This is a genomic window from Streptomyces sp. STR69 (genome assembly GCF_024519455.1).
In the GTDB taxonomy this organism is placed as follows: domain Bacteria; phylum Actinomycetota; class Actinomycetes; order Streptomycetales; family Streptomycetaceae; genus Streptomyces.
On the sequence record NZ_JALJRY010000020.1, the window covers coordinates 114820 to 141526 of the forward strand.

A 26707-nucleotide genomic window follows, 5' to 3' on the forward strand; every position below is an offset into this window, starting at 1 on the left:
AGTGAAACGATTCAATCCACTGCCGCACAAGGGGACAGTATGGCGTCGAACAACACACCGGATAAGGGCATTTCCCGTCGCGCAGCTCTGGCCGCAGCAGGCACCGTCGGACTCACCGCAGTGTCCCTCTCGACCGGACTTCCCACGGCGGAGGCACTCCCCGCCGCGGAAGCCTCCGCTTCACTCACCGGCAGCCCGTCGCACCGCGCCGGCGGCTGGCACCGTTACGTCCAGGGACCCTCCTCGCGCACGGTCCGGCCGGTGCGGATCGTCGCGTCGACCGGAGACGTGAAGAACCCCAACGCGCTGCTCAAGCCCGGCGGTTCCAGATCCGTCCTGCGGCGCCCGCAGCCCGCGGCGGCGCCCACCTGGCCCGCCGGCACCACGGCCGAAGCCTCGTCGGCGCACGCGGGCAACAACGGCAACGACGGACAACCGCGCACCTACGACGCCTCCAACGCGATCGACGGAAACCCGGACACCTTCTGGAACGACGACACGCTCGGAGTGTTCCCCGACGTCCTCACCATCACCGCGCCGCAGGTCGCGACCCTGCAGGGCATCACGGTGATCTCCAACAGCGACGGCGTGCCGACCGACTACACCGTCGACGTGTGGCGCGACGGCGACTGGCACACCGCCGCGACGGTCACCGGCAACGACGCGGTACAGAAGGCCGTTCCGTTCACGGAGCCGGTCGGCACCGGTCGCGTGCGCATCACGGTGACCCACGCCCAGGACACCTCGCACGGCAACTTCACCCGGATCAACGAGGTCTGGCCCGCACCGGTCGAGCCGATCCCCGTGCCCAGCGTCACGGTGGACTTCGGCAAGGTCGTGGTCGGATTTCCGCAGATCAGGTTCACCTCCGCCTCCGCCAACTCCCCAGGTGTACGCGTCGCGTTCTCCGAGACCCGCCAATTCCTCACCGACCGCTCGGACTTCACCCGCTCCGACCAGGCGGGCGGCGCCGGACAGGGCACGGACCAGTTCGCCGTACCCGCGAAGGGCGCCAACTGGACCGACCACAAAGGCTTCCAGACCGGTGACAAGGTCTTCGCGGACGGACTGCACGGATTCCGCTACCTCAAGATCAGCCTCGACGCACTCGCCACGGACAGCCCCGCCGCGCAGCCCTGGGGGACGGTCGAAATCGACTCCGTGGCCCTGCAGTTCACCGCGTACGTGGGCACACCGAGCACCTACCGGGGCTGGTTCCTGTGCTCCGACGACGAGTTGAATCGTTACTGGTACGGCGCCGCCTACACCAACGAACTGGTCACCGACACCTTCCGCCAGGACGACGTCGATCCACGCAACGCCTGGAGCGCCACGCTGGAGGGGAAGTTGGTCCTCCAGGACGGTGCGAAGCGTGACCGCGACCCGTACGTCGGCGACCTCGCCGTCTCCGCCCGCACCCTCTACCTCACCCACGACGACGCGGCAGCCGCGGCCCGCAACGTCCTGGCCGACCTCGCCGACCACCAGCGCGCCGACGGCTGGATACCGCCCGCATCCATCGGCAACTACACCCTGCCCCTCTTCGACTATCCGCTGTACTGGGTCACTTGCAGCTGGGACTACGTCCTCTACACCGGGGACCGCCAGTACGCGACGCGCTACTACCCCACCCTGCTGAAGGTCCTGGACACCTGGTACCCCAGCGTCACGGACGACGCGGGCCTGCTGAGCAAGGGCCTCAACGGGACCGGCGGCTACGGCGACTACGCGTTCCTCGGCCGCACCGGCCGCGTCACCTACTACAACGCGCTCTACGTCCAAGCCCTCCAGAACGCCGCCCGGTTGGCGCGACTGCTGGGGCAGAAGGCCGACGCCACTCGGTGGAGCGGGCGGGCGGACAAGGTCGCGCAGGCCGTCAACTCGCTGCTGTGGGACGCGGACGCGGGTGCGTACCTGGACTCCTCGACGGGTGCGGTGCGACACGCCCAGGACGGCAACTCCCTCGCCGTCGTCACCGGCATCGCCGACGCGGCCCGTGCCACCTCCGCGCTCGCCCATCTCGACGCGACGACGAAACGGGCGTACGGGAACGCCTTCATGGACAATGACACGATCTTCGACCAGGCCTCCCAGCGGGTCTACGCCTTCACCTCCTACCCGGAGATCGAGGCCCGCTTCCTCACCGGTCAGGCCGACTCCGCGCTCGACCAGATCCGCCGTATGTACGGCTGGATGGACAAGAACGACCCCGGCATCACCAACTGGGAAGGCATCGGCCCGAACGGGTCCCTGTACGAGGACGCGTACACCAGCATGGCGCACGGCTGGTCCACCGGAGTCCTGCCCGCGCTCACCAACAACCTCCTCGGCGCCCGGCCGACCTCACCCGGCTACGCCACCTGGGAAGTGCGCCCGCAGCCCGGCGGAGTCGACTGGGCGACGGGGCAACTCCCCACCCCGCACGGCCCGTTGGGCGTCGAGTGGGAGAACAGCACCCGCGTCTTCCGCCTCACCGTCCGGGTACCCAAGCACACCCAGGGCTCCGTCGTCCTGCCCGGAGACGCGAGCGGGCAACGCGTGTCCGTCGGTCGGCGGACCCTCTGGGACGGGAAGCGGGCGTCGACCCCCGACGTGACCGTGGTCGACGGCACAGTCACGGTGTCGGGTCTCGGCCCGGGCGAGCACAGCCTCGTGAGCGAGACGCGCGGCAACTGACCGCATTCGGGGCCCCGTTGGCCCACCACCGCAGCGAAACGCTCCGGGACAGGCCGATGTGCGTCTGTCCCGGAGCGTTTCGGCCCCGGTCAAGACGCCGGTGAGCGTACCGGGACGGCGACCGGCTCCAGTCGCCATACACGGAACCGTTCGCGACGCATCAGGGGCCGTTCGACGAGGGCGTACGAGGCGAAAGCCGTCACGAGTGTCGCCGCGAGGCCGGCCGGGAGCAACGGGTCGCCGCGTACCCCGAGGTCGTGGAGCAACCGGATGACGGGGTAGTGCCACAGGTACATCCCGTAGCTCAGGTTGCGTCCGATCCACACCGGCGCGGACAGCGACAGCAGACGGGTGGGCCACGCCTCGGGGCGCAGGTCCAACGCGGCCACCACACAGGCCGTCAGCAGAGCGGCGGCCAGGAACCCCACCGTGTACCAGACCGGATTCCATCCGCTGACCTCGGTGATCGGGATCCGCCAGGCGATCAGCCCCAGCAGCACGAGCGCGGGGCAGCACAGTCGCCCCGCCCAGCGGCGCAGCAGGGCCAGCCGGGGGTCGTCGGCGCGCAGCCGGGCCAGCACGAGGGCCAGCAGAGCGCCGACGAGGAGCTGGTCGGCGCGGGTGTCGGGGCCGTTGTAGATACGGTGTGCCGCCGCGGGATCCCAGAGCACGGTCCGCCAGATCACCGGCAGCACGCACAGCGCCGCGACCCACCCCAGCACCGCACGCGCCCTCGCGCGCCGGAGCAGCACCAGCAGGAGGAGGGGCCAGGCCAGATAGAACTGCTCCTCCACTCCCAGGGACCAGGTGTGGCTGAGCGGTGCGGCGAGATCCGAGTACGTCCCGGCGTTCCCGGCCCGGACCAGGTTGACGACCGAACCCGCGGCCAACACCGCCGCCATCCACGCCCCTTGGAACAGCGGCAGCGCGAACGCCACGGACAGGACGGCGGTCACCGCGCACATCACCAGCAGGGCCGGCATCAGCCGCAGCCACCGTCGGCGGTAGAACGACCACAGTCCGATACGGCCGGTACGGGCGTACTCGGTGACCAGCAGCCGGGTGATGACGAAACCGCTGATCGTGAAGAACACGTCGACGCCCACCGAACCACCGGGCACCAGGGCGGGTTCCACGTGGTAGACGATCACCAGCACGACGGCGACCGTCCGCAGTCCGTCCAGCCCCGCCACCCGCCCACCACCGCGCAGCGCGGACGCAGAGCCCTGACTTATGTCTCTTACGTCAGGGCTCTGTCCGGTGGCCTCGTCTACCGCGCTTCGATGGAGGGTGCTCATAACGGCGGCGTCTGCCCAGCCGGACGGGGATCACACAAATTCTCATGTTCCTCCGGGTGACCGGTGAATCGGACACGGTGCTGAGCAGGGCGTCGCCCTGAACCCCATGATCTACCCCGGATCGCCCTACACGATGGTGGTGCGATACCGGCCGAAGCAACTCGACGAGGCTCAAGTCCGGGAAATGTGCCCGCAGTTCACTGGTCTGCCGACGTCTGTGGCAGCCGCCCCGGAACTCCCGCTCGCCACCCTCCGGCCCGCTCATCGGTAGGGGCCGTCAGGAATCAGGCCGTGCCTGTCTGTGTCTCGACGTGGAGCATGACCGTATCGGCGAGCCCCTAACCCTCGGTCAGCAGGCTTCTGGCGAACTCGTGGGCCGGTTCTGCCAAGGAGTTCCGGAGTGCGCCGAAGAGATCCGCGGCCGTCGCGCCCGACCAGGTGGCGGGGAGAAGGGTGTTGGGCAGGCCCGGGTCGAGGTAGGGCAGCCTGCGCCAGGCCGTGAGGACATGGACGTAGTCGATGAACGCCTCCCGGTCCGACAGCGCGTCCCCGCCGGCCCCGGCCCAGCGCGCGGCCAGCGGCGTGAACTCGGCGACGAAATCGTCGTAGAGCTTCTGCAGTGCCTCCAAGTCCCACCAGCGGCCCACCTGTTCGGCGGGGTCGCCGAAGGCCACGTAGTCGGCGCGGAACAGGTCGACGTACTGGTCCAGGCCGTGCTGGAGGAGGTGGTCGCGGGTGTCGTCGAGGGCGTGGGCCGGGGCGATCCAGACTCCGGAGGAGACCGTGCCGAAGCCCAACCAGGCCAGCCGGGAACGGAGTTGGTGGCGGTGCTGCCGTTCGCTCTCGGGTACCGAGAAGACGGCGATGACCCAGCCGTCGTCGGTGGCGGCGTGGCGCTCGAAGATACGGCGGTCACCGGTCTCCAGGACGGAGCGGGCGTACGGCGAGAGCGCGTAGCCCGCGCGGCCGTCACGTCGTTCGGCCACCAGGATCTCGCGGCGCTTCAGCCGGAAGATCGAGGAACGGACCGCCTGGGCGTCGACGTCCAGTTCGGCGAGGAGTCGGATCAGCGTGCTCACGCTGATCCAGCCGCCGACCTCGCGCGCGTAGAGGCCGTAGACCGTCACGATGAGGGATCGCGGAGGTGCGGGCTGGCCCGGGCTGTCGTCAACGAGATCGCTTGCCGTCATGATCGGATTATTTTAGTGCGCCGGGCGGGCGTGCGGCTCGGCCAGGTCGGACGTGCCCGTCCCGCCCAGCGCCGCACGCCAGGCGGCAGGCCACGGGGCGCTGCCACCCGTCGCCTTGTCGGGGACGTGCACGGTGACATAGCTGCCCCGGGCCGCGCGACGGCGCGGCCCGTCCCCGGAGGTGCGCCACACCTCGAAGCCGAAGGTCATCGAGGACCGGCCCAGGCGGATCAGCTCGACCCGCGTCTCGACCTCCTCGCCGAAGCGGATCGACGCCTCGAACTCCACCTCGTACCGCACCCTCGGGGCCACCGGGAAGTACCCCGGGATGTCGTACGCCCGCATCAGCTCTGCCTCCGCCGCCTCGGCGAACCGGACGACGGTGGTGTTGTGGTAGATCCCGGCCGCGTCGGTGTCGATCCACTCCACGCGGGTGCGGTGGATGGCGCAGGGGCCGCTCATTCCGCTGTCCTGCCCGGGGTCCACCGCAGGTGCACGGCGTCCCGCGGAGTCTCGCGCAGCAGCGCGAGGCGCGGACGGACCGCGTCGGTCCGTGAGGTGGGGGGCTTGCGGCGGCCGGCCGCGAACTGGGTCGGCCAGTCGGCGCCCGGGCCGCGGTACTCCTGCTCGGCCGCTGCCTGCAGCGTCCACTGCGGGTTGTAGAGATGCGTGCGGCCCAGCGCGCACAGATCGGCCCGGCCGGCGAGCAGGATCGAGTTGACGTCGTCGTACGACGAGATCGCTCCTACGGCGATCACGGCCGCGCCCGCCGGAGCGGCCACCTCGTGCCGGATCCGGTCGGCGAACGGGGTCTGGTACGAGCGGCCGTACGCCGGCTTCTCGTCCTTGGTGACCTGGCCGGACGACACGTCGACGGCCGCCGCACCGTGCGCGACGAAGGCCCGCGCGATCTCGACCGCGTCGTGCTCGGTGTTCCCGTCCGGGACCCAGTCGGTGGCGGAGATCCGTACTGTCACCGGGCGGTCGGCGGGGAAGGCGGAGCGTACGGCGTCGAAGACCTCCAGCGGGAAGCGCAGCCGGTTCGTGAGGTCGCCGCCGTACTCGTCGGTGCGGCGGTTGGCGACGGGGGAGAGGAAGGAGGAGAGGAGGTAGCCGTGGGCCGCGTGCACCTCCAGCAGGTCGAAGCCCGCGTCGGCGCCCCGGCGGGCGGCGGACACGAAGTCGGCGACCACCGCGTCCATGTCGGCCCGGGTCATCTCGCGCGGTACGTGGCAGTCGGAGCCGTAGGGAAGTGCGGACGGGCCTACGACCTCCCAGTTGCCCTCGTCGAGGGGCTCGTCGATGCCCTCCCACATGAGGCGGGTCGAGCCCTTGCGGCCCGCATGGCCCAGCTGGAGGCCGATCTTCGCCGTGCTGCGGTCGTGGACGAAGGACGTGACCCGGGTCCACGCCTCGCGCTGTGTGTCGTTCCACAGGCCCGTGCAACCCGGGGTGATGCGGGCCTCGGGGGAGACGCAGACCATCTCGGTCATCACCAGGCCGGCGCCGCCGAGCGCCTTGGAACCGAGGTGGACGACGTGGAAGTCGTCCGGCACGCCGTCGACGGCGGAGTACATGTCCATCGGCGAGACGATGATCCGGTTCTTCAGTTCCAGGCCGCCGATGCTGAACGGCTGGAACATCGCCGGGGCGGACTCGGGCGCGCCCTGGGCTTCGGCGAAGCCGCGCTCGATCAGGTCGGCGAAGCCCGGGTCGCGGTCCTTGAGGTTGTCGAAGGTGATCCGGCGGGAACGGGTCAGCAGGTTGAAGCAGAACTGCGCGGGATCCTGGTCGGCGTAGCGGCCGATGTTCTCGAACCATTCGAGGGAGGCCTGCGCGGCACGCTGGGTGGACTCCACCACCGGGCGGCGCTCGGTCTCGTACGCCGTCAACGCCTCGTCCACGGTGGGGTGTTCGTGCAGACACGCGGCGAGCGCGAGGGCGTCCTCCATGGCCAGCTTGGTGCCGGAGCCGATCGAGAAGTGCGCGGTGTGGGCGGCATCGCCGAGCAGGACCACGTTGTGGTGGTGCCAGCGCTCGTTGCGGACCGTCGTGAAGTTGAGCCAACGGGAGTTGTTGGTAAGGAGGTTGTGGCCGGCGAGTTCACCGGAGAAGAGCTCGCGGATCCGGGCGACGGACCCCTCGTCGCTGACGCCGGGCGGGAACTGCGTGCCCTCCGTCGAGTCGAGGCCCGCCTTGCGCCACACGTCCTCGGCCATCTCGACGATGAACGTCGAACCGGCGTCGGAGAAGGGGTAGCCGTGGATCTGCATGGTCCCGAACTCGGTCTGTTTGACCAGGAATTGGAACGCCTCGAAGACCCGGTCGGTGCCCAGCCACATGTACTTGTTGGTCCGCTGGTCGAGGGAGGGGACGAAGGCGTCGGCGTACTTGGTGCGTACCGCCGAGTTGATGCCGTCCGCCGCGACCACGAGATCGTAGGACCTGCGCAGTTCGTCGACGTCCGGGGCGAGGGTGCGGTAGCGGACCGTGACGCCGAGTTCGGCGGCCCGCTCCTGGAGGATGCGCAGCAGGTCCTTGCGGGCCATCGCCGCGAAGCCCTGGCCGCCGACCGTGAAGGGGTGCCCGTCGAACTCGATGTCGATGTCCGTCCAGCGGGCGAACCGGCTCTCCATCGCGTCGTGCACGACGGTGTCCGCGTTCTCGATGCCGCCCAGGGTCTCGTCGGAGAAGACCACGCCGAAGCCGAAGGTGTCGTCGGGCGCGTTGCGCTCCCAGACGGTGATCTCATGGCCGGGGTCCAGCTGCTTCATCAGCGCGGCGAGGTACAGACCGCCCGGCCCGCCGCCCACGATCGCGATCCTCATGCCTGGTTCTCCTTCTCGACGATCCGACGCAGCAGGAAGTGCTGGAGCTTTCCGCTGGTGTTGCGGGGCAGGGCGTCGCAGAAGCGCACCGCGCGCGGGTACTTGTAGGGCGCCAGCTGCGCCTTGACGTGGTCCTGGATGTCCTTGACCTTGGCGTCGTCGCCGACGACCCCCTCGGCCAGGACGACGAATGCGCAGACAACAGAGCCGCGTTCGGGATCGGGCTTGGCGACCACCGCCGATTCGACGACATCCGGGTGGGTGTTGATCGCGGACTCGACCTCGGGACCGCCGATGTTGTAGCCGGAAGAGACGATCATGTTGTCCGTGCGGGTGCGGTAGTAGAAGTAGCCGTCCTCGTCGCGCACGAAGGTGTCGCCCGTGACGTTCCAGCCGTTCACGACGTAGTTGTCCTGGCGCCGGTCGTCCAGGTAACGGCAGCCGACCGGGCCGATCACGGCCAGCCGCCCCTCGACACCCGGGCCGACCTCCTCGCCGTCCAGGTCGAGGACGGTGGCCCGATATCCGGGGACCGGCCTGCCAGTCGAACCGGGCCTGATGTCGTCACCGGCGGCGGAGATGAAGATGTGGATCATCTCCGTGGCGCCGATGCCGTCGATGACCTTGATCCCGGTCTCCTCGTGCAGCTGTTGCCACACCTCTTCCGGTATGTGCTCCCCGGCGCTGACCGCACCGCGCAGACCGTGCAGCCGGTCCGCCTTCCCGGCCTTGAGGATCTGCCGGTACGCCGTCGGTGCGGTCGCCAGCACGGTGACGCCCGCCTCGGCGACCAACTCGGCGAGCGGCTCCGGCGCGACCGCCTCCGTCAGCAGCGCGCACGCCCCGGCCCGCAGGGCGCAGACGACCAGGATGCCGAGCCCGAAGGTGAAGGCGAGGGGCGCCGTGCACGAGACGAGGTCGTCGGGCCGTAGCCGAAGTGTGTGGCGACCGAAGGTGTTGTCGATCGACAGGATGTCGCGGTGGAAGTGCGTGGTGATCTTCGGGACGCCGGTGCTGCCGGACGTGGGTCCGAAGAGGGCGACGTCGTCGGCGGCCGTGTCGACGGCCGTGAACTCCCCTGGTTTCGCCGCCACTTGGCGCGTCAGGTCGTCGGGTGCGTCGCCTCCGTACGCCACTATCTTGAGGTCCGGCAGGACCGTGTCGCGTACGGCTTCGACGTCCGCCGTGAACCGGTGGTCGACGAGGGCGACGGTGGGGCGGGTCTTCTCGACGACCGGGGTGAGTTCGCGGGCCCGCAGGGCTGCCATGGTGGTGACGACGATGCCGCCTGCCTTGAGGGCGCCGAGCCAACACGCCACGATCCACGGGTTGTTGGGGGCGCGCAGGAGCACGCGGTTGCCGGCGACCAGGCCGAGGTCCTCGGTGAGGACGCGGGCGATCTGGTTGGCGCGGCGCAGGAGTTCGCCGTAGGTCCACACCTCGCCGTCCGGTGTGCGCAGGGCCGGACGGTCGGGGCCGAAGGCGGCGGTGGGTACGTCGATGAGCTCGGTGCCGGCGTTGAGACGCTCGGGGTACTGGAGGTCGTCGGTGGTGAACTCCAGGACCGGCCACTGGGCGCGTGGCGGGAGGTGGTCGCGGGCGAACGTGTCCGGATAGGCGGAGGGCGCGAGGCCCATCGGGTCCGACTGGTCCATCCGTTGCATCGGGAGGTTCCTTTCCGCAGGCCGGGGGCGGGCCGTGCAGGGATCAGGAGCTGCGTGGGAATCAAGAGCTGCGGATCAGGCCTTCCTGGGCGACGGTGGCCAGGTGGGTACCGGAGGCGGTGAAGAACCGGCCGACGGCGAGGCCGCGACCGGAGTCGGCGGCGACGGCTTCCTGGGCGTAGAGGAGCCATTCGTCCATCGGGCCCGGCCGGTGGAACCACATCGAGTGGTCGAGGCTGGCGGTGACGACTCCCGGCTGCGCCCAGGACAGGTCGAGCATGCGCAGGACGGGTTCGAGGATCGTGTAGTCGCAGACATAGGCGAGCGCGGCGAGGTCGCGCTGCTCGTCGGTGAGGCCGTCGACGGGGCGCAGCGCGTCGAACGGCCTTACCCATACGGCCTGTTGGGGTACGCGTTCGCCCTCGACCGTGAGGTAGACGGGGCCGGGCACATGCCGCATGTCGAAGCTGCGGCCACCGCTCCAGTACTCCTCGGAGGTGGCCGTCATCGTGCCCCGGGCCGCGGTGGTGTCGCGCAAGTACGTTGCGGAGCTGGGCAGTTCGGTGGGGTCCGGGACACCGGCCGGGGGCTCGGCGGCGAAGGTGGCGCCCGGCTCGCCCGCGGCGAAGTTGGCGAGGCAGGTGTAGACGGGCTTGCCGTTCTGGAAGCCGCGGACCTGCCGGGTGGCGTAGCCGCGGCCGTCGCGCAGCAGCTCCACCTCGTAGCGGACCTCGGCGCCGATGTCGACCGGCCGCAGGAAGTAGGAGTGCATCGAGTGCAGCGTCTTGCCCTCGACCGAACGCATCGCGGCGGCGGCGGCCTGCGCCACCATGTCGCCGCCGTAGGCCTTCGGCCAGGGGCACGGCTGGGTGGTCGCGGTGAAGGCGAGGTCGAAGTGCTCGGGCTCGGCGGGGGTCAGGGCGATCGCGGCGGTGAAGACCGCCGAGGTCGGGACGGACCGGACGTCTGCGCCGGTGGCTCGGGAATCGGTCACGGCCGGTCCAGCCAGTCGCGCAGGTCGGCGTCCGCCACCTGCTCCAGGTTGACGACGATGTTCTCCGGGGTGCGGGTCGTCATCCAGGTCAGCGGGTTGTTGCGGTCGAGATTGCACTCGACGTGCGGCATGAACGGCGGGACGAAGACCCAGTCACCCTCGGAGAGGTCGAGGTAGTCCTCGAAGCGCTCGCCGAAGTAGATGCGGGCCCGGCCGGAGAGGACGTAGCCGCCGGTCTCGGCCTCGCCGTGGTGGTGGGGCACCGAGCGGTAGCCGGACTCGTTGCTCACCTTCCCGAACCACAGCTTGGTGGCAGGCGTGTGCTGGACGGAGACACCGGAGATCCGGCTCGCGCCCGCGGACTGGCCGGTGTCACCGACCTCCAGGCCCGCGCGGGTCACGACCGGTACGACCAGGCCGGACTCGTTGGCGTACAAGGAGTTGTCGCCCTCTAGGACGTACTTGGAGAAATCGGGTTCCATGATCAGCTCCTGGAGTCGGTGAGACGGAGACGGTTGCGCAGGGTGCCGATGCCCGGGATCTCGGTCTCGACGAGATCGCCGTCGGCGAGACGGACCGGCGGGGTCATGCCCGACCCCACGCCACCGGGGGTGCCGGTCAGCACGAGGTCGCCGGGACGCAGCACCGTGAAGGTGGAGACATAGGCGAGCAGGTCGGCCGCGTCGAACACCAGCGTGCGCGTGTTGCCGCGCTGCCGCTCGACGCCGTTGACCCGGCAGATCACCTCGACACCCACGACCGGGTCCAGTTCGTCGGGGGTGACGACCACCGGGCCCAGAGGGGTGGTGCGGTCCCAGGCCTTGCCCTGGAACCACTGCAGCGTGCGCTTCTGCCAGTCCCGCACGCTGATGTCGTTCGCGACCGTGTACCCGGCGATCGCCCGTCCGGCCGTGTCCCGGTCCGCGCCTTTCAACTCGGCCCCGACGACCACCGCGAGCTCCGCCTCCCAGTCCACGTCGAGACCGTGCGGGAGGGACAGCTCGTCCTCCGGGCCGGTCAGCGTGTCGGCGAACTTGGCGAAGAGCGTGGGGTGGTGGGGCAGCTCGCGGCCCATCTCGGTGATGTGGTCGGCGTAGTTGAGGCCGCAGCAGACGACCTTGCGCGGCGACGGCAGCGGCAACACCGGCGTCGCGCTCGGGAGTTCGGCCTCGGCGAGGCTCGCGATGCGGTCGGGCGCGGTGGTCGCCAGCAGCGCCGAGAGGTCGTCGGCCGGCAGCGCCCGCCAGCGGTCGCCGTCCAGGACGGCGGCCGTGGTGCGGCCTTCGTGGGCCACGGTGGCGAGCTTCATGGGCGGTGCTCCCTCGGTGCTCGGGGCGGTGGTCGGAGCGACCGAGCCGCGTCGACTGTATAGCGAGATTTTCACGACCGTCGAAAACAGTCAATAGATGAGTTACGCTGCCTGCACCAGCCCGTCCGAGGAGGAACCCGCAATGACGACTCCGATCCCGGTGAACCCGCCCTCGCTCCCCGCACCGAGCGGCTACTCGCACGGCACCCTGAGCGGCAACACGCTCCACCTGGGCGGACAGACGGCTCTGGACGCGGACATGCGGATCGTCCCGGGGGGCATCGTCGAGCAGTTCCGGCAGGCGTTCGGCAACGTGCTCACCACGCTGCGCGCCGCCGGCGGCATCCCCGAGGACCTGGTCAGCCTGACGATCTACCTCACCGACATCCCCGACTACCAGGCGCACGGCAAGGAGATCGGCAAGGTCTGGCGCGAACTCGCGGGCCCGGTCTACCCGGCGATGGCCGGCATCGGCACCACCGCGCTCTGGCAGCCGGAGGCGATGATCGAGATCCTCGGCGTCGCGGTCATCCCGGACGAGCGGCTCGTCCGGGTGGCGGAGCGGGGCGTTCCGGGGGCGTGACGGACCGCGGTGTACGGGGTGCGTGAGAGGGCTTGCGTCAGGCGGCTGTGATGTTGCGCTGCCGGCTCTGGGCGGGGCTCGGAGAGTGCTGGTCGCGGAGCGTCACCGGCCTGCGCTGCTAGAGGCCGCCCACGCAGGTTTCTGATCGGCCGATCGCTCTGGGAAGTGAGCAGTTCCGCCACCCGACCTGGACGCGTGGCGATCAGCGGCTGGGGCTCGATGAACCTGCCGAACGGCGGAACCGGCCCGGCTCCCGCCCTCCAGATCGCCTCCGTGACGGTTGCCCGCACCGACTTCCACGCCCCCGGTGTGGGCGACGGAGGCAGTGCCATGCTGTACACGGAACATGGAGCCGACTACGCCGGCCCCGGTGGCGGGCAGGTCCGGTCAAGGCGAGCATTTCATGACCCCGTTGCAGGGGTTCTGCTTCCTCTCTGCGCGCGGCCATTCTGACATCCCTGCCGAGCGGTGCGGATTTCAAACATTCAATCCAGTTCGACTGCAGAAATAGGCGGCGTCTTTGCCCGTGTCGCCGCTCATGCCGCCGATTCGCCCTCCTTCAGAGGAAGTTGTGTGACGGTGTGCAAACTTTCTTCCTGTATGGGAGTTTCGCGGGATTCCTATTCCAGGTGACGCCCCGGTGCGGCTCCGGGAAATATCTAGTGTTGACATGCCTGGAGCACGTGATTGATGATTACGACCGTGTCACGGAGTTCCGGAAGGGAATCCGAGAGAGTAGGAAAATGATGTGACGAGGTAATTGGCCAGCGATTTCGGGCATCGAATTGTCGAATCTCCGGGCGCTTTCTGCCGCCTCGCCCATGGACCGTCCCCCTTCATCGACGACCTGATGTGTGCCTCGTCTCCCGGCGAGCGTTCAGCGGTGACGGCACCCCGCGCGTCCCGGCCGCCGGCCCCGCGCCCGCCACCTCCCCTCCCTCCCCACGGCACCCGCTCGATGGCGAGCGCGCTCTCTCCGGACCGTCGGCAGCCCGGTGATCCCGGCTTGTCGCGCCCCGATGTCACCCAGCCCCACACCGATGGGAAGGCCAGGTACCGCCGGTGCACCACACCCCCCACCCTGTCCCCGCTCCCCGCGCGTCCACCGAAACACCCCCGCCCGGCCCCGAAGCGACGCCTCGGGTCCGGCCCGCCTCCTTCGCCCAGCAGCGACTGTGGTTCCTGTCCCAACTGCCGGGCGCGAACGCCGCGTACAACGAGACCATCGCCTTCACCCTGACCGGCCCGCTCGACGCGGACCTGCTGTCCCGCGCCCTCGACACGCTGACGGACCGTCATGAGTCGCTGCGGACACGGCTGGTGGCAACGGACAGCGACGTACGCCAGCACATCGATCCGCCGGGCAGCGGATTCGCCCTGACCCGCGAAGACCTCACCACCGTCGACGACGCGGACGCGCGGGTGGCCGTCCGCCAACTCGACGAGGCAGAAAGGCCGTTCGACCTCGAAGCCGGCCCGCTCGGCCGAGGCCGCCTGCTCGCCACGGGACCCGAGCGCCACGTACTGCTCCTGACGTTCCATCACAGCATCTACGACGGCGTCTCGATGAACGTCATGATGGACGAACTCGGCCAGCTCTACGAGGCGTTCGGCGAGGGCGCCCCGAACCCCCTGCCGCCGCTCGCGGTGCAGTTCGCGGACCACGCGTGCGCCCAGCGCGAAGCCGACCTCGGTACTCAGGAGGACTACTGGCGGCGCGCGCTGCACGACGCCCCGCCCGTCCTGGAACTCCCCACCGACCGTCCACGGCCGGCCGAACAGCAATACGAGGGCGGGCGGGCCGAGTTCACCCTCGACGCCGAGGTCACGGCCGAACTCCGGAGTCTCGCGAGACGGCACGGCGCCACGCCCTTCGTGGCCCTGCTGACCGGATGGGCGATCCTCATGTCGCGGCTTTCCGGGCAGGAGGACATCGTTGTCGGCAGCCCGTTCGCGGGCCGGCGCGGACCGGGAGCGGCCGGCCTCATCGGCTTCCTCGTCAACTCCCTCCCGCTGCGCGTGGATCTCTCGGGGGCCCTCACCGCCGCCGAGGCCCTCACCCGTACCCGCGCCGTCGTACGCGAGGCCCTCGCCCACCAGGACCTGCCCTTCGAGCGCATCGTGGAACTGGTCAACCCACCGCGCAGCGCCTCCCGCACACCCCTGTTCCAGACCATGCTGGCCTGGCAGCCCGACCGGCGGGGCCTGCTCCACCTGCCCGGAGTCGAGGCCGAGCCGCTGCCGATCGCCCACGCCCCGGCCAAGTTCGACCTCGCCCTGTCGGCGACCGAGTCCGACGGCCGTATCACCGGACACCTGGACCACGCGACCGCGCTCATCGACCCCGACACCGCCCGGCGCTGGTCCGGCCATCTCCGGAATCTGCTCACCGACATGGTCCGCCACCCCGAACGCGACATCCGGGCACTGGAGTTGATGACACCGCAGGAACGCCGACGGGTACTCCTCGACGGCGACGCCACGCGACCCGACACCGCCGCGCCGCCCAACACGGCGGAGACCGCCCTGCGTTCGGCGTCCGGACTCGTCGAACTCTTCGAGACACAGGTCCGCGAGCGCCCCGCGCAGACCGCGGTCGTCGACCGGGACGGCTCGCTGGACTACGCGGCACTCGGCCGCCGCGCCGACCACCTCGCGCACGCCCTGGTCGCCCGGTCCGTCCGCCCCGGCGACGTGGTGGGCCTGCACGCAAAACGCACCCGCGACCTGGCCGTCGGCATCCTCGGCATCCTCAAGGCGGGCGCCGCCTACCTCCCGCTCGACCCGGGCCAGCCCGCCGAACGCCTCGCCCGCATGATCGAGGACGCTGCCTGCCCTCTTGTGCTGAGCGACCACGACAGCGTCGAACGCGACCCGGAATGGCTCGACTTGGCGGCGGTGGAGGCCGAAGGAGCGACCCGGCCGGGACCACCGACGGACATCCGCCACACGCCCGAACAGCTGGCCTACGTGATCTTCACCTCCGGGTCCACGGGACGGCCCAAGGGTGTCGCGGTCGAACACCGCAGCGTCCTCGACCTGTTCGCGACCTGGCACGCCCGTATGGGCACCGCCCCCGGCGAGGCCGGCTCCGCCTGGTCCGGCATCGGCTTCGACGCCTCGATCCACGAACTGCTGCTGCCTCTGACCACCGGCGGCGAACTCCACATCGTCCCCGAGGAGTTGCGCGGCGACCCCGAGGCCCTGTTGGCGTGGATGCGCGAACACGCGGTGACCCAGGCATTCCTGCCGCCCGCCTACGTCAAGTGGATCGACGAGGACCCCGCCGTACGACTGCACGGCCTGCCCCTGCGCAAGCTGCTCACCGGCGTCGAGTCGCTCACCGAAGCCGCGCTGCACCGCATGACACAGCATCTCCCCGGCCTGCGGATCTGCTTCGGCTACGGCCCCACCGAGGCGACCCTCTACAGCACCGCCTACTACGACCCCGGCCCGCTGGAACGGCCGTGCCCCATCGGCCGACCGCTGCCGCACACCCGCATGTACGTGCTCGACGGCCGCCTGGAACCGGTCCCGCCCGGAGTGGTGGGCGAGGTCTACCTCGGCGGAGCGTCGCTGGCCCGCGGCTATCTCGGTCGCCCCGACCTCACCAAGGAACGCTTCCTGCCCGACCCGTTCGTGCCCGGCGAGCGGATCTACCGCACTGGGGACCTCGCCCGCCGGGGGCCGGACGGCCAGGCCCACTACCTCGGACGCGCCGACGACCAGGTCAAACTGCGCGGCTTCCGGATCGAACCGGCCGAGGTCGAGGCGGCGCTCACGGCCCTGCATGGCGTACGCGAAGCGGCGGTCCTCGTCGACCACGACGCGACGGGCCAGCCCCGGCTGATCGCCGGCATCGGCCGCGGCACGGCACCCGCCCGCACCGCGCACGACTGGCGCACCGACCTCGCCCGCAGACTGCCCGACTACATGATCCCCGCCGTCTTCCTCGACCTCGATGCCCTGCCGCTCAACCGCAGCGGCAAACTCGACCGGCCCCAACTGCTGCGCCTGGCCCAGGAGTCGACCTCCGACCAGGTCAACACGGCCAGCCCGCGTGACCACGTCGAACACGGCCTGTACCGGATCTGGCAGCGCATCCTGCTCCACTCCGACATCGGTGTCAGCGACAACTTCTTCGAGATCGGCGGCACTTCACTGTCCGCCATCAAGATGGCCCACGACGTCACCGAGACCTTCGGCCGCCGACTCCCCGTCGGCGAGGTGATGACGCGCCCCACCATCGAGGCCCTGGCCGCGCTCCTCCGCGAGGACGGCACCGCCCGCGCCCCCGGCAGCCTCATCGAGTTCCGCCCCGGCACCGGCCCGCGCGTGGTCTGCGTGCACCCCGCAGGCGGCACCGCGTTCTGCTACCTGCCCCTGGCCGCCCTCCTGCCCGAAAGCGTCGGGCTCTACGGCATCCAGTCCCCGGGAGTGAACCCCGAGGAGGACCTCCTGCTCAGCGTGGAAGCCATGGCCGAGGCATACCTGCGCCTCCTGGAACCGCTCGGCGAACACCCCCTCGTCCTGACCGGCCTGTCCTACGGCGGCCTGGTCGCCCACGAGATGGGACGTCTGCTGGCCGCCGCCGGACACCGCGCGGTCAGTGTCGTCCTCCTGGACACCCAGGCCACCGACGACGCGACCGCCCGCGCGGAGATCGGCGCCGTCGACGCGACCGAGTTCCGCGACAAACTCGTGAGGTTCAACGGGATGTACCCCGGCATCGACGACGCCCAGGTCGACCGCTACTTCCACCTCTACAACCACAACCGGCTCACCGCCCGCGAACACCTCCCGGCGGCCTCCCCGGCCCGCCTGGTCCTCGCCCAGGCCGTACCGGACGGCACCGACACCCCCTTCCACGCCGAGGTCCGTGCCTTCTGGCAGCGCAGGGCCGAGGGCGAGTTCCGGGTGGAGACGCTGGAGTGCGACCACTGGGAGATCCTGGAGGGCGCCGGAGCGGCCCGGGTCGGCACCCTGCTCGGCGCCGAACTGGCCCACCACACCGCCCAGTTGGCCCTGCCGATACGGGAGGCGTGATGGACCTCCGCCCCGCCCGCACCGTCTCCCCGGCATCGCTCGACCCGACCCCCGCACGGTCCGCCTCCCTCGCCGAGACCCTCCTCGCACAGGCCCGCCGCACCCCCGCCGCCCCTGCCGTCGAGGACGGCGACCGGGTCCTCGACTACACGGAACTCGAACGGGCCAGTGGCCTGGTGGCGGCGCGGCTGCACGCGGCCGGAGTACGCCCCGGACACGCGGTCGCCGTACACCTGCCGCGCTCCTGGCAGTTGGTCTGCGTCATGCTCGGCATCCGCCGGGCCGGAGCCACCGTCGTCCCCCTCGACCGCCTCAGCCCGCCCGACCGGCAGCGCCACATCCTCGACGACTCGGGCGCCGTCGCCGTGGTTCATGGGGGCGGTCCCCAACTGCCCTCACGCCTCCCGGTGTTGGACATCGACCTGCTCCTGAGCGGCGACGGCACCGACCTGCCCGCCGTGTCCGCCGGACACCCCGGCGACACCGCCACGGGCTTCGTCTTCTACACCTCCGGCAGCACAGGACACCCCAAGGGCGTGGAGGTCACCGACGAGGGAGTGCTGCGACTTGCCCGGCCCGGCTATCTCGACCTGCGGCCCGGCGCCCGATTCGCCTCTCTGGCCAACCCCGCCTTCGACGCGCTCAGTTTCGAGGTGTGGGTGCCGCTGCTGACCGGTGGGGTCTGTGTCGTACTCGACGACAGCCAGGTGCAGAGTGCGCCCGGACTCACGAGGGCGCTCGACGAGCGCCGCGTCGACACGCTGTTCATCACCACGGCACTCTTCAACGCGGTCGTCGAGCAGGTCCCCGACTGCTTTGCCACCGTAGGACAGGTCCTCGTCGGCGGCGAACAGCTCAACACCCGTATCGTCCGCCGCTGGTACGAGACCAACCCGGAGGCCCGCACCGTCCTGCACAACGTGTACGGGCCGACCGAGGCGACGACCTTCGCCCTCTGCCACCCCATCCCGCGCGACTTCGTCGGCGACACGATCCCCATCGGTACCCCGCTTCCCGGCACCGGCATCCTCCTGCGCACCGAGGACGACCGCACCGCCGAACCGGGGGAGGTGGCCGAACTCCTGCTCTCAGGACCGGCGTTGGCGCGCGGCTACCGCAACCTCCCCGACCGGACCGCCCACAGCTTCGTACGACTCCCGAACGAGCGGGACGGGCAAGGGCGTTGGTACCGCACCGGCGACCTCGTACGCCAGGACGGCGAGGGCCGGATCACCTACGTCGGCCGGGCCGACCGCCAGGTCAAGGTGCGCGGCTTCCGCATCGAACCGGGCGAGGTGGAACGGCAGATCCTGTCCCTGCCCACCGTCCGCCAGGCCTACGTCTGCACCCGCCGCGACGACGAGGACCGCAACGAACTGCTCGCCTTCCTCGTCCTGGGCGGCGAACTCTCCTACGACACCTACGACCGGCACCTCGCCGCGACCCTGCCCTCGTACATGCGCCCCCACCACACCCACCTCGTCGCCGAACTGCCGCGAAACGCCAACGGGAAGGTCGACCAGGAGGCCCTGCTGCGCGATGCCCAAACGCCGTGGCGCGGCACGCCCGACGACGACGAACCGTCCGTCAGCGCCGGACAACGGAGGGTGCTGGACATCGCCGAGGGCATCCTCGCCGTCAACGGCCTGCGTCCCGGGGACCGTTGGGCGGCCAGCGGCGGCGACTCGCTGAAGGCGCTGCGCTTCCGCTTCGAGATCCTCGACCGCTACGCCGTGGACCTCCCGCACGACCTGGTCCTGCGGGCCGACTTCGCCGCCCTCGCGGACGCCGTCGACGCCGCCGGCACGACCGTAGGGGAACACCCACCCGTACCCGGCCCCGCCGGCGAGACGACCGCGCCGGCCACCAGTGAGCAGGAACGGCTGTGGCTCCTGCGGCAGCGAGCGCCCGAAGACCGGTCCTACGACGTGCCGTTGGCGTTCCGGGTCCGGGGCCGCGTCGACACGGCGGCTCTGCATCGCGCGGTGCGCGCTCTGGTGGAACGGCATGTCGCCCTGCGTACCCGGCTGGTCCCCACCCCGGACGGGTTGCTCCAGCGGACCGGCGATCCCTACGACCCGTGGCAGCATCTCGAAGCCCGCCCCGGAGAGGAGTGGCAGGACACCGCCGACCGGTTCTTCGACCACCGCTTCGACCTCACCGAGGCTCGGATGCTGCGCGTGGCGTGGGTGCCACGGGCCGACGGCGGACTGCTTCTGCTGCATCTGCACCACGTCGCCGTGGACGGCTGGTCGCTCAACCTCCTCCTTCGCGACCTGACCGACGCCTGCATCGCCGACGGCTCGACTCATACGCCCCTGGACTTCGCCCACTGGCAGCGCAGTTGGCACACGAGTCCCGCCTACGCGGACCGGCGCGCACGGCTGCGAACCCACTACGGCCGCGACGGCGAACCGTCACCCGCACAGCCGGTCCCCGACACGTCACGGGCCCGCCTGCTGCGCACCACGCTCGACGTCGTCCGCCGCAGTGCACTGGACCGGCGCGCCGCACAACTCGGCCTGACCCGCTTCCAGTTGCTGGTGTCCGCGTTCGCCACGAGCGTCTACGGCGTCACCGGGCAGGGCCGCCCGCTGATCGCCACGCCGGTCGCGAACCGGCCCCGGCCCGAATTCGCCGACACCGTCGGCATGTTCGCCAACACCGTGCTCCTCGACCTGCCCATGGAGCCGCACCACTCACTGGACGCCCAACTCTCGTCCCACGCCGACGCGGTGCGTGCCGTCCTGCGCGACCAGGAGGTCGCCCTCGCCGACGTCCTCGCGGACCGCGCCTTCGGCGAGCGAACCCCCTTGTTCGACTACCTGTTCGTGCTGGAGAACACCGACTTCTCCGCGCTGCGGCTCGACGGCTGCGACGTCCGGCCGGTGTGGCCCGAGCCGCTCGGCGCCAAATGCGCCCTCACGCTGTCGGTGGTGGAGCACGAGGGCGGCTTCGACTGCCTGTGGGAGTACCGCGATGACATCGGAGCCGAACGCGCCCGGGCCGCGGCCCGCCTCTTCCGTCAGGCCCTCGACCAGTTGACCGGCGACGCCCACACCACCCTGCACGAACTGGTCGCCGACTACCGCCGCACCCTGCCCGACCACGGCCAAGGACCCGCGCGGCCAACGGACTTCGCCACCGTTGCCGAGGGCTTCGCCCGGCAGGTGGCGCGCAGCCCGCACGAACCAGCCGTCGCCAGCGGCGAGTTGACCCTCACCTACGCCGAACTCGATGCGCAGGCAGCCGGGTTGGCTACCCTCCTCGCAGCCCGTCTCCCGGCCGATCCCGCCGCCCCGGCGGCCGTGGCGCTCCATCTCCGGCCCTCCGCCGAGCACATCGTGGCCCTCCTGGCGGCAGCCCGGCTCAACCTCACCGTCGTACCGCTCGACCCTGCCTATCCGCCGTCCCTGCTGCGCCATGTGCTCGACCAGGCCGAGCCGTTGTGCGTGCTTGTGGCGCCGGAGGACGAGGACGCCCTCGCCGTGATCGCGCCGGCGTCGTTGCCACGGCACACCCTGACCCTCGCGGACGTCCCCACTGCCGGGCCCGACACTCCAGGGCACCAAGGAGCGCGTCCGCTCTACACCCTGTTCACGTCCGGCTCCACCGGCACTCCCAAAGGCGTCCAGGTCTTCGACCGGACCCTGTGCAACCTGTTGACCTGGCAGCGCACCGACGGCGGCCTGCGCGGGCCCGCCGTCACCCAGCAGTTCTCCATGCTGTCCTTCGACGTCTCCTTCCAGGAGATCTTCACCACCCTGTGCTCCGGGGGGCTGCTGCGCCTGGTGGAACCCGCCTGGCGGCACGATGTCCCGTCCCTGCTGAGGGAGTTGGAGACCGGGGGAGCGGAGCGGATCTTCCTGCCGTACGTCGCCCTGCAACTGCTCGCCGAACACGGCGTGCGCACCGGGCGGTTCCCGTCCCGGCTGCGTGAAGTCGTCACCGCCGGGGAGCAGTTGGTGTGCACGGACGCGATCCGCCGCTGGTTCGCCGGACTGCCGGACGCCCGCCTGTTCAATCACTACGGCCCGACCGAGACCCATGTCGTCAGCGGTCTGTGCCTCGACGGTGATCCCGCCGCCTGGCCGCTGCGCCCCGCGATCGGACGGCCGGTGGCGAACGCCGTCCTGCGGGTCGTCGACGAGGGCGGCCACCCCGTCCCGCCGGGCGTCACCGGCGAGTTGCTGATCGGCGGCCTCATGGCCCACCGCTGCTACCTCGGCGACGACACACCGCACCGCGACCGCTTCACCGACGACCCCGACCTCGGCACCCTCTACCGCACCGGCGACCTCGCGCGCTTCGACACGGACGGCCTGCTGCACTACGCGGGCCGCGACGACAGTCAGGTCAAACTCGGGGGACACCGGCTGGAGTTGGGGCAGGTGGAGGCCGCGCTGTTGCAGTATCCCGGCATCACCCACGCGGTCGCGGCCGTGGCGGACGGACTGCTGGTGGCCTGTCTGCAGTGCCGGGGCGGCGACCCCGACCCGAAGGACCTCGCCGACCATCTGGCCGGGCTGCTGCCGGGCTATGTGCGCGTGAGCAGGTTCCGCCGCCTCACGGAACTGCCGCGCACCCCGAGCGGCAAACTGGACCACCGGGCGGCGCTCACCGCCCAGGGGCGTGAACTGCGCCCGGCGGGCCTGACCGCCCAGGCGGCCCTGTCACCCCTCGAAGCACGGCTGGCCGCCCTGTTCGAGACGGTGACCGGCAAGGCGATCGGTGTCGAGCAGCGGTTCTTCGACGCCGGCGCCACCAGCCTGGACCTGATGCGCTTCCAGCTCCGCTGCGCGGGCGAGGACCAACTCGCCTTCGGTGTCCCGGAGTTGTTCGAGCACGTCAGCCTTCGCGCACTGGCCCGCCTCATCGAGGGACGCGAGTCCGAGAGCACGGATTCGATGACCCTTGGCACGCCACGACCCGTCGGCGAACCCATCGCCGTGATCGGGATGGCCGTCCGACTGCCGGGCGCCCCCGACCTGGCCGCCTTCTGGGACCTGGTCGTCTCCGGCCGCCGGAGCATCGAGCACTTCCCGACGGCGGACGGCCGGGTCGGCGCCCGCAGCCAGCTCGCCGGACCGCTCGCCTTCGACCCGGGCCGCTTCACCATCAGCCCGCACGAGGCCCGGCTGATGGACCCCCAGCAACGGCACCTCCTGATGAACTGCGTCGAGGCGCTCGCCCACGCCGGCATCGCGGACCCGGCGGCCCACCGGGTCGGACTCCTCGCCGCCTGCGGCGAGAACACCTACTTCCAGCGCATGCTGCGCGAGGCCGACCCGGCCCAACTCCCCGACACCTTCCGGCTCGCGCTGCACCACGAGAAGGACTTCCTGGCCACCAAAGCCGCCTACCACCTCGGACTGACCGGGCCCGCCTTCACCGTGCAGTCAGCGTGCTCCAGCTCGCTCGTCGGCGTACACGTGGCCGCCGGGATGCTCCGGCAGGGCGACGCGGACGTGATGCTCGTCGGCGGTGTCCTCGTCGACATCGACCTGACCGACGGCTACACCTACCGGCCGCAGCACATCTTCTCGCCGGACGGCCACTGCCGGCCGTTCAGCGCGGACGCCGCCGGTACCGTCGGGGCGAGCGGCACCGCCGTCGTCGTGCTCAAACCGCTCGCCGCCGCCCGCCGGGACGGCGACACCGTCTACGCCGTCGTCTCCGGCTCGGGAATCAACAACGACGGTTCGGACAAGCTCAGTTACAGCGCCCCCGCCCTGGCCGGGCAACGCGCCGCCATCCGAACCGCCCTGCACCGCAGCGGCCGTAGCGGCACCGACCTCGGCTACGTGGAGGCGCACGGGACCGGTACCCGGCTCGGGGACCCGGTGGAGACGGCCGCGCTGCGGCAGGCCTACGGGCTCGCGGACGACGCACGCGTGGCACTGTCCTCCGTGAAGAGCCAGATCGGACACCTGGGCGCCGCCGCGGGCGTCGTCGGCCTGGTGCGGGCGGTGCTCGCCGTGCACCACGGGGTCGTTCCGCCGACGGCCGACTTCGGCCGGCTCAACCCCGAGATAGAGGACGGGCCGTTCCGGATACCGGTCACCGCCGAAGCCTGGCCGTCCGACACTCCGAGAGTGGCCGCCGTCAGCAGCTTCGGCATCGGCGGGACCAACGCCCATCTGCTCCTGGAACAAAGAGAGTTGTCGGATCCCGGTCCCGTTCCGGCCGACACGGTGATGTGCCTGCCGCTGTCCGGCAGTTCCGCGACCGCCGTGCGCGAGGACGGACGGCGTGTCGCCGCCTACCTGAGGGCACACCCCGACAGCTACCCGCAGGTGCTGCGCCACCTCCAGGCCGGACGGCCCGCGCTCGCGCACCGGGTGGCGGCCGTCTGCCCGGACGTCAACTCCGCCGTCGCGTGGCTCGACACGCTCGGTGAGGTCGGCGAGCCGCTCGCGCAGACCGCGCTCAGGACACCGGACCGGGACCCCCACGCCCTCGCCGAGGCATGGACGGCCGGACACACCCTCGTATGGCCAGAGGGCCCCGCACCCGCACCCTGGGACTTCCCGCCGCCCGCCTTCGACACGGCGGAGTACGACTTTCGGCGCGCGCCCGGAAACGACGACTCCGAGTCCGCGACCAGCGCGCCCGATTCCGGGTGGTCGGCCGCCCCGCGGCGGCTGCCCGCCGACCAGTGGCTGCACCAGCCGCTGTGGACACGACTGCGCCGCGCCCGCACCGGCGCCCACCAGCCACGGCGCACCGCCGTCGTGGTCACCGCACCGGACGCGGACGGCACAGCGTGGCGGTTCCTGGAACGGCACTACGCCCGAGTGGTGACCGTGCGCGCCGGGCAGGGACTCACCCGGCTCGACGAGGACCGCTACGAGGCCGACCCCGCCGATACCGAACAACTCGCCGTTGTGCTCGCGGAGATCACCGGGCACACCGGCCCCGGCGTCGACTGGCTGCACACCCTTCCCCTGACCCTCGACGGCAGCCTCGACGACCACGCGCTGGACGCGGCCCAGTGGGCCTGCCTCGACACCGTCGCGGCGCTCGCCCGCGCCCTCGCCCAAGTCCCCGACGCCGAACGGCCCCGCGTCTGGCTGCTGTCCCACGGGGCGCAGCCGGTCACCGGCTCCGTCCGCACCCCCGAGGCGGGCCTGCTCGCCGCCGCCCTCGAAGTCCCCCGGCAGGAACTGGGCGTGACCCTGCGCTGGATCGACCTGCCCGGACCGCGCCCGGCCGAGTGGGCGGCCCAACTGCCGGACCTGCTCCTGGACGACACGATCACCGAACCGTCGACCGGCCTGCGCGACGGCTTCTGGTGGCAGCGCACTCTTCAGCCCGTACGCGCACCCGAATCTCCAACTGCCGCCGTCCGTACGGCCGCTCCCGGCACCCACCTGGTGCTCGGCGGCACCGGCGGCATCGGCACCACCCTGGCCGCCCGCCTCCTCGAACACCCCGGCAACCGCGTGGTCCTCGTCGCCCGGGGGACCGGGACACCGCCCGCGCTACGCGCACACCGGGACCGCGTCACGATGGTCCGGGCCGACCTCGCCACCGACGACCTGGACACGGTCGTGGACCTGCTGGCCCCGCACCTCGACGGCCTCGCCGGGATCGTCCACGCCGCGGGCACCGCCGCCGGCGGGCTCCTCGTCCGACGCGACCCGGCCACCGCCCGCCGGGCCACGGCCGCCAAACTGCGCGGTGCCCTGCTCGTCGAGCGGATCATCGCCGAGCACGACCCCGACTACGCGGCCTACTGCTCCTCAATGGCCGCCCGGTTCGGGGGAGTTGGACAGTTCGACTACGCGGCGGCCAACGCCTGCCTGGACGCCTACGCCCACCACGCGCCGCCCGGCGCCGACGACGCGACCGTCCGTATGACCATCGGCTGGGACGCCTGGCGTGACGTAGGCATGGCACAGCACGCCCTGACCACCGACGCCCGCCACCAGGAACACCTGAGGACGGCGCTCACCCCCGAGGACGGCGCGGCTGTCTTCGAGCGGGCCCTGCACCTGCAACTGCCGCACCTGATGGTCAACACCACGCCCCTGGCGGAGGCTCACTACTTCTACGAGCACGCCCCCGTCGCCGACTCCGGGCCGGTGCCCGCCACGCACCCCGCCCCCGGCGACCCCGCCGCCGACCTCACCGAGATCCTGTGCGACCTCCTCGGCGTGGACACCGTCGACCCCGAGGAGGCGCTGTACGACCTGGGCGCCGACTCGCTCACCCTGCTGGAACTCATCGACGAGGTGAAGCGCCGCCATGGCACCGACATCGATCTGTCCCGGCTCAGCCACCGGGTGAGTCTCGCCGAGATCCTCGGTCACCTCGACACCGGCACCCGCGCATCCGCCGCGGTGGCCGTCGAGGTGTGGCAACGAGGGCCCGGCCCGGACGTGTTGTGCCTGGTCCATCCGGTCGGCGGCGACATCCAGGCCTACAGACCGCTGGTGGCGGCCCTCCCCGCCGAGTCGACCGTGTGCCTGATCGCCGACCCGAAACTGCGCGACCCGGGACTGCCCGCCCGGTCGATCACCGACCGGGCCGCGCACTACCTGGAGGCTGTGCGGGCCGCTTTCCCGGACCCCAACTGCCGTCTGAGCCTCGCGGGTTGGTCGTTCGGCGCCTGGACCGCCCTGTCCATGGCGGCACTCGCCGAGGCCGACGGCCGGCCCGTCGACGCCGTCCACCTCCTCGACCCACCGCCACCCGGCGCCGGCCAACGCCTCGCCGCCTACGACGAACAGCAGGTGGACGCCGTGTTCACCCGCGAGCTCGGCGGCAACGCCGGCGGACCGCTGTCGGAGTCCGGCCGCGCCTACGCCGAACGCCTCGCACAGTGCTGCCGAACCAACCTCGCGGCCATGGCCGGACACCGGCTGCCACGACTGCACCGGACCCCCGCCGAGGTGTGGATCGCCGAACGCCCCGTAGCGGAAGGGCTGTTGACCCCGGAACCGACCGCGCCCGGCGCATGGGACGCCCATCTGCTCAGCCCCTACCGCCTCCACCACCTCGACGCCACCCACTACGAACTCGTCGCGGAACCCCATGTACAGGCGATCGCCGCCGCACTCGCGACAGCGCCTTCAGAGGGCGCTCTGCTCCGCTCCGCCGGACGATCCTGAGGA

Annotated in this window: 12 protein-coding genes; 4 read left to right on the plus strand and 8 right to left on the minus strand. The window is 71.1% G+C overall.

Annotation, left to right across the window (positions count from 1 at the left end; genetic code table 11):
• The first annotated feature begins 120 nt into the window (after window positions 1-120).
• Window positions 121-2676: an alpha-L-rhamnosidase C-terminal domain-containing protein gene (locus OC490_RS32775; protein WP_262061649.1), complete on the plus strand. Its 2556-nt coding sequence runs from the start codon at window positions 121-123 to the stop codon at window positions 2674-2676.
• Between the two features lie 89 nt (window positions 2677-2765).
• On the opposite strand, the gene OC490_RS32780 is transcribed toward OC490_RS32775, so the two are convergent.
• From OC490_RS32780 to OC490_RS32815, 8 genes are all read right to left on the minus strand, one after another.
• Window positions 2766-3869: an acyltransferase family protein gene (locus OC490_RS32780; RefSeq protein ID WP_262061650.1), complete on the minus strand. Its 1104-nt coding sequence runs from the start codon at window positions 3867-3869 to the stop codon at window positions 2766-2768.
• A gap of 443 nt (window positions 3870-4312) precedes the next feature.
• Window positions 4313-5164 (minus strand): PaaX family transcriptional regulator C-terminal domain-containing protein, encoded by an 852-nt coding sequence (locus tag OC490_RS32785; RefSeq protein WP_262061651.1) that lies wholly within the window; start codon window positions 5162-5164, stop codon window positions 4313-4315.
• A 12-nt stretch (window positions 5165-5176) separates the two neighbouring features.
• Entirely contained in the window at window positions 5177-5626 is a 450-nt protein-coding gene (locus OC490_RS32790; protein ID WP_262061652.1) for an acyl-CoA thioesterase, read from the minus strand.
• Window positions 5623-7992, minus strand: coding sequence for a bifunctional salicylyl-CoA 5-hydroxylase/oxidoreductase (locus OC490_RS32795; protein ID WP_262061653.1), 2370 nt, complete (start codon window positions 7990-7992; stop codon window positions 5623-5625). The genes OC490_RS32790 and OC490_RS32795 overlap by 4 nt, the downstream gene beginning before the upstream one ends.
• Window positions 7989-9647, minus strand: coding sequence for an AMP-binding protein (locus tag OC490_RS32800; protein ID WP_262061709.1), 1659 nt, complete (start codon window positions 9645-9647; stop codon window positions 7989-7991). Before OC490_RS32800 ends, OC490_RS32795 begins: the two co-directional genes overlap by 4 nt.
• Window positions 9648-9717: 70 nt before the next feature.
• Window positions 9718-10650 carry an acyl-CoA thioesterase gene (locus OC490_RS32805; protein ID WP_262061654.1) on the minus strand — a complete coding sequence of 311 codons (933 nt, stop codon included), beginning with the start codon at window positions 10648-10650 and terminating at the stop codon, window positions 9718-9720.
• Window positions 10647-11132: a cupin domain-containing protein gene (locus OC490_RS32810; protein ID WP_262061655.1), complete on the minus strand. Its 486-nt coding sequence runs from the start codon at window positions 11130-11132 to the stop codon at window positions 10647-10649. Before OC490_RS32810 ends, OC490_RS32805 begins: the two co-directional genes overlap by 4 nt.
• Before the next feature lie 2 nt (window positions 11133-11134).
• Entirely contained in the window at window positions 11135-11959 is an 825-nt protein-coding gene (locus OC490_RS32815; protein ID WP_262061656.1) for a fumarylacetoacetate hydrolase family protein, read from the minus strand.
• Between the two features lie 142 nt (window positions 11960-12101).
• On the opposite strand from OC490_RS32815, the gene OC490_RS32820 reads away from it, so the two are divergent.
• The 3 genes from OC490_RS32820 to OC490_RS32830 all read left to right on the plus strand — a co-directional run bounded on the left by OC490_RS32820 (window position 12102) and on the right by OC490_RS32830 (window position 26704).
• Complete coding sequence (locus tag OC490_RS32820; protein WP_262061657.1) at window positions 12102-12542, plus strand: RidA family protein; 441 nt, start codon at window positions 12102-12104, stop codon at window positions 12540-12542.
• A gap of 1062 nt (window positions 12543-13604) precedes the next feature.
• Window positions 13605-17588: a non-ribosomal peptide synthetase gene (locus tag OC490_RS32825; RefSeq protein WP_262061658.1), complete on the plus strand. Its 3984-nt coding sequence runs from the start codon at window positions 13605-13607 to the stop codon at window positions 17586-17588.
• Window positions 17588-26704 (plus strand): non-ribosomal peptide synthetase, encoded by a 9117-nt coding sequence (locus tag OC490_RS32830; RefSeq protein ID WP_262061659.1) that lies wholly within the window; start codon window positions 17588-17590, stop codon window positions 26702-26704. The genes OC490_RS32825 and OC490_RS32830 overlap by 1 nt, the downstream gene beginning before the upstream one ends.
• Window positions 26705-26707 lie beyond the last annotated feature (3 nt).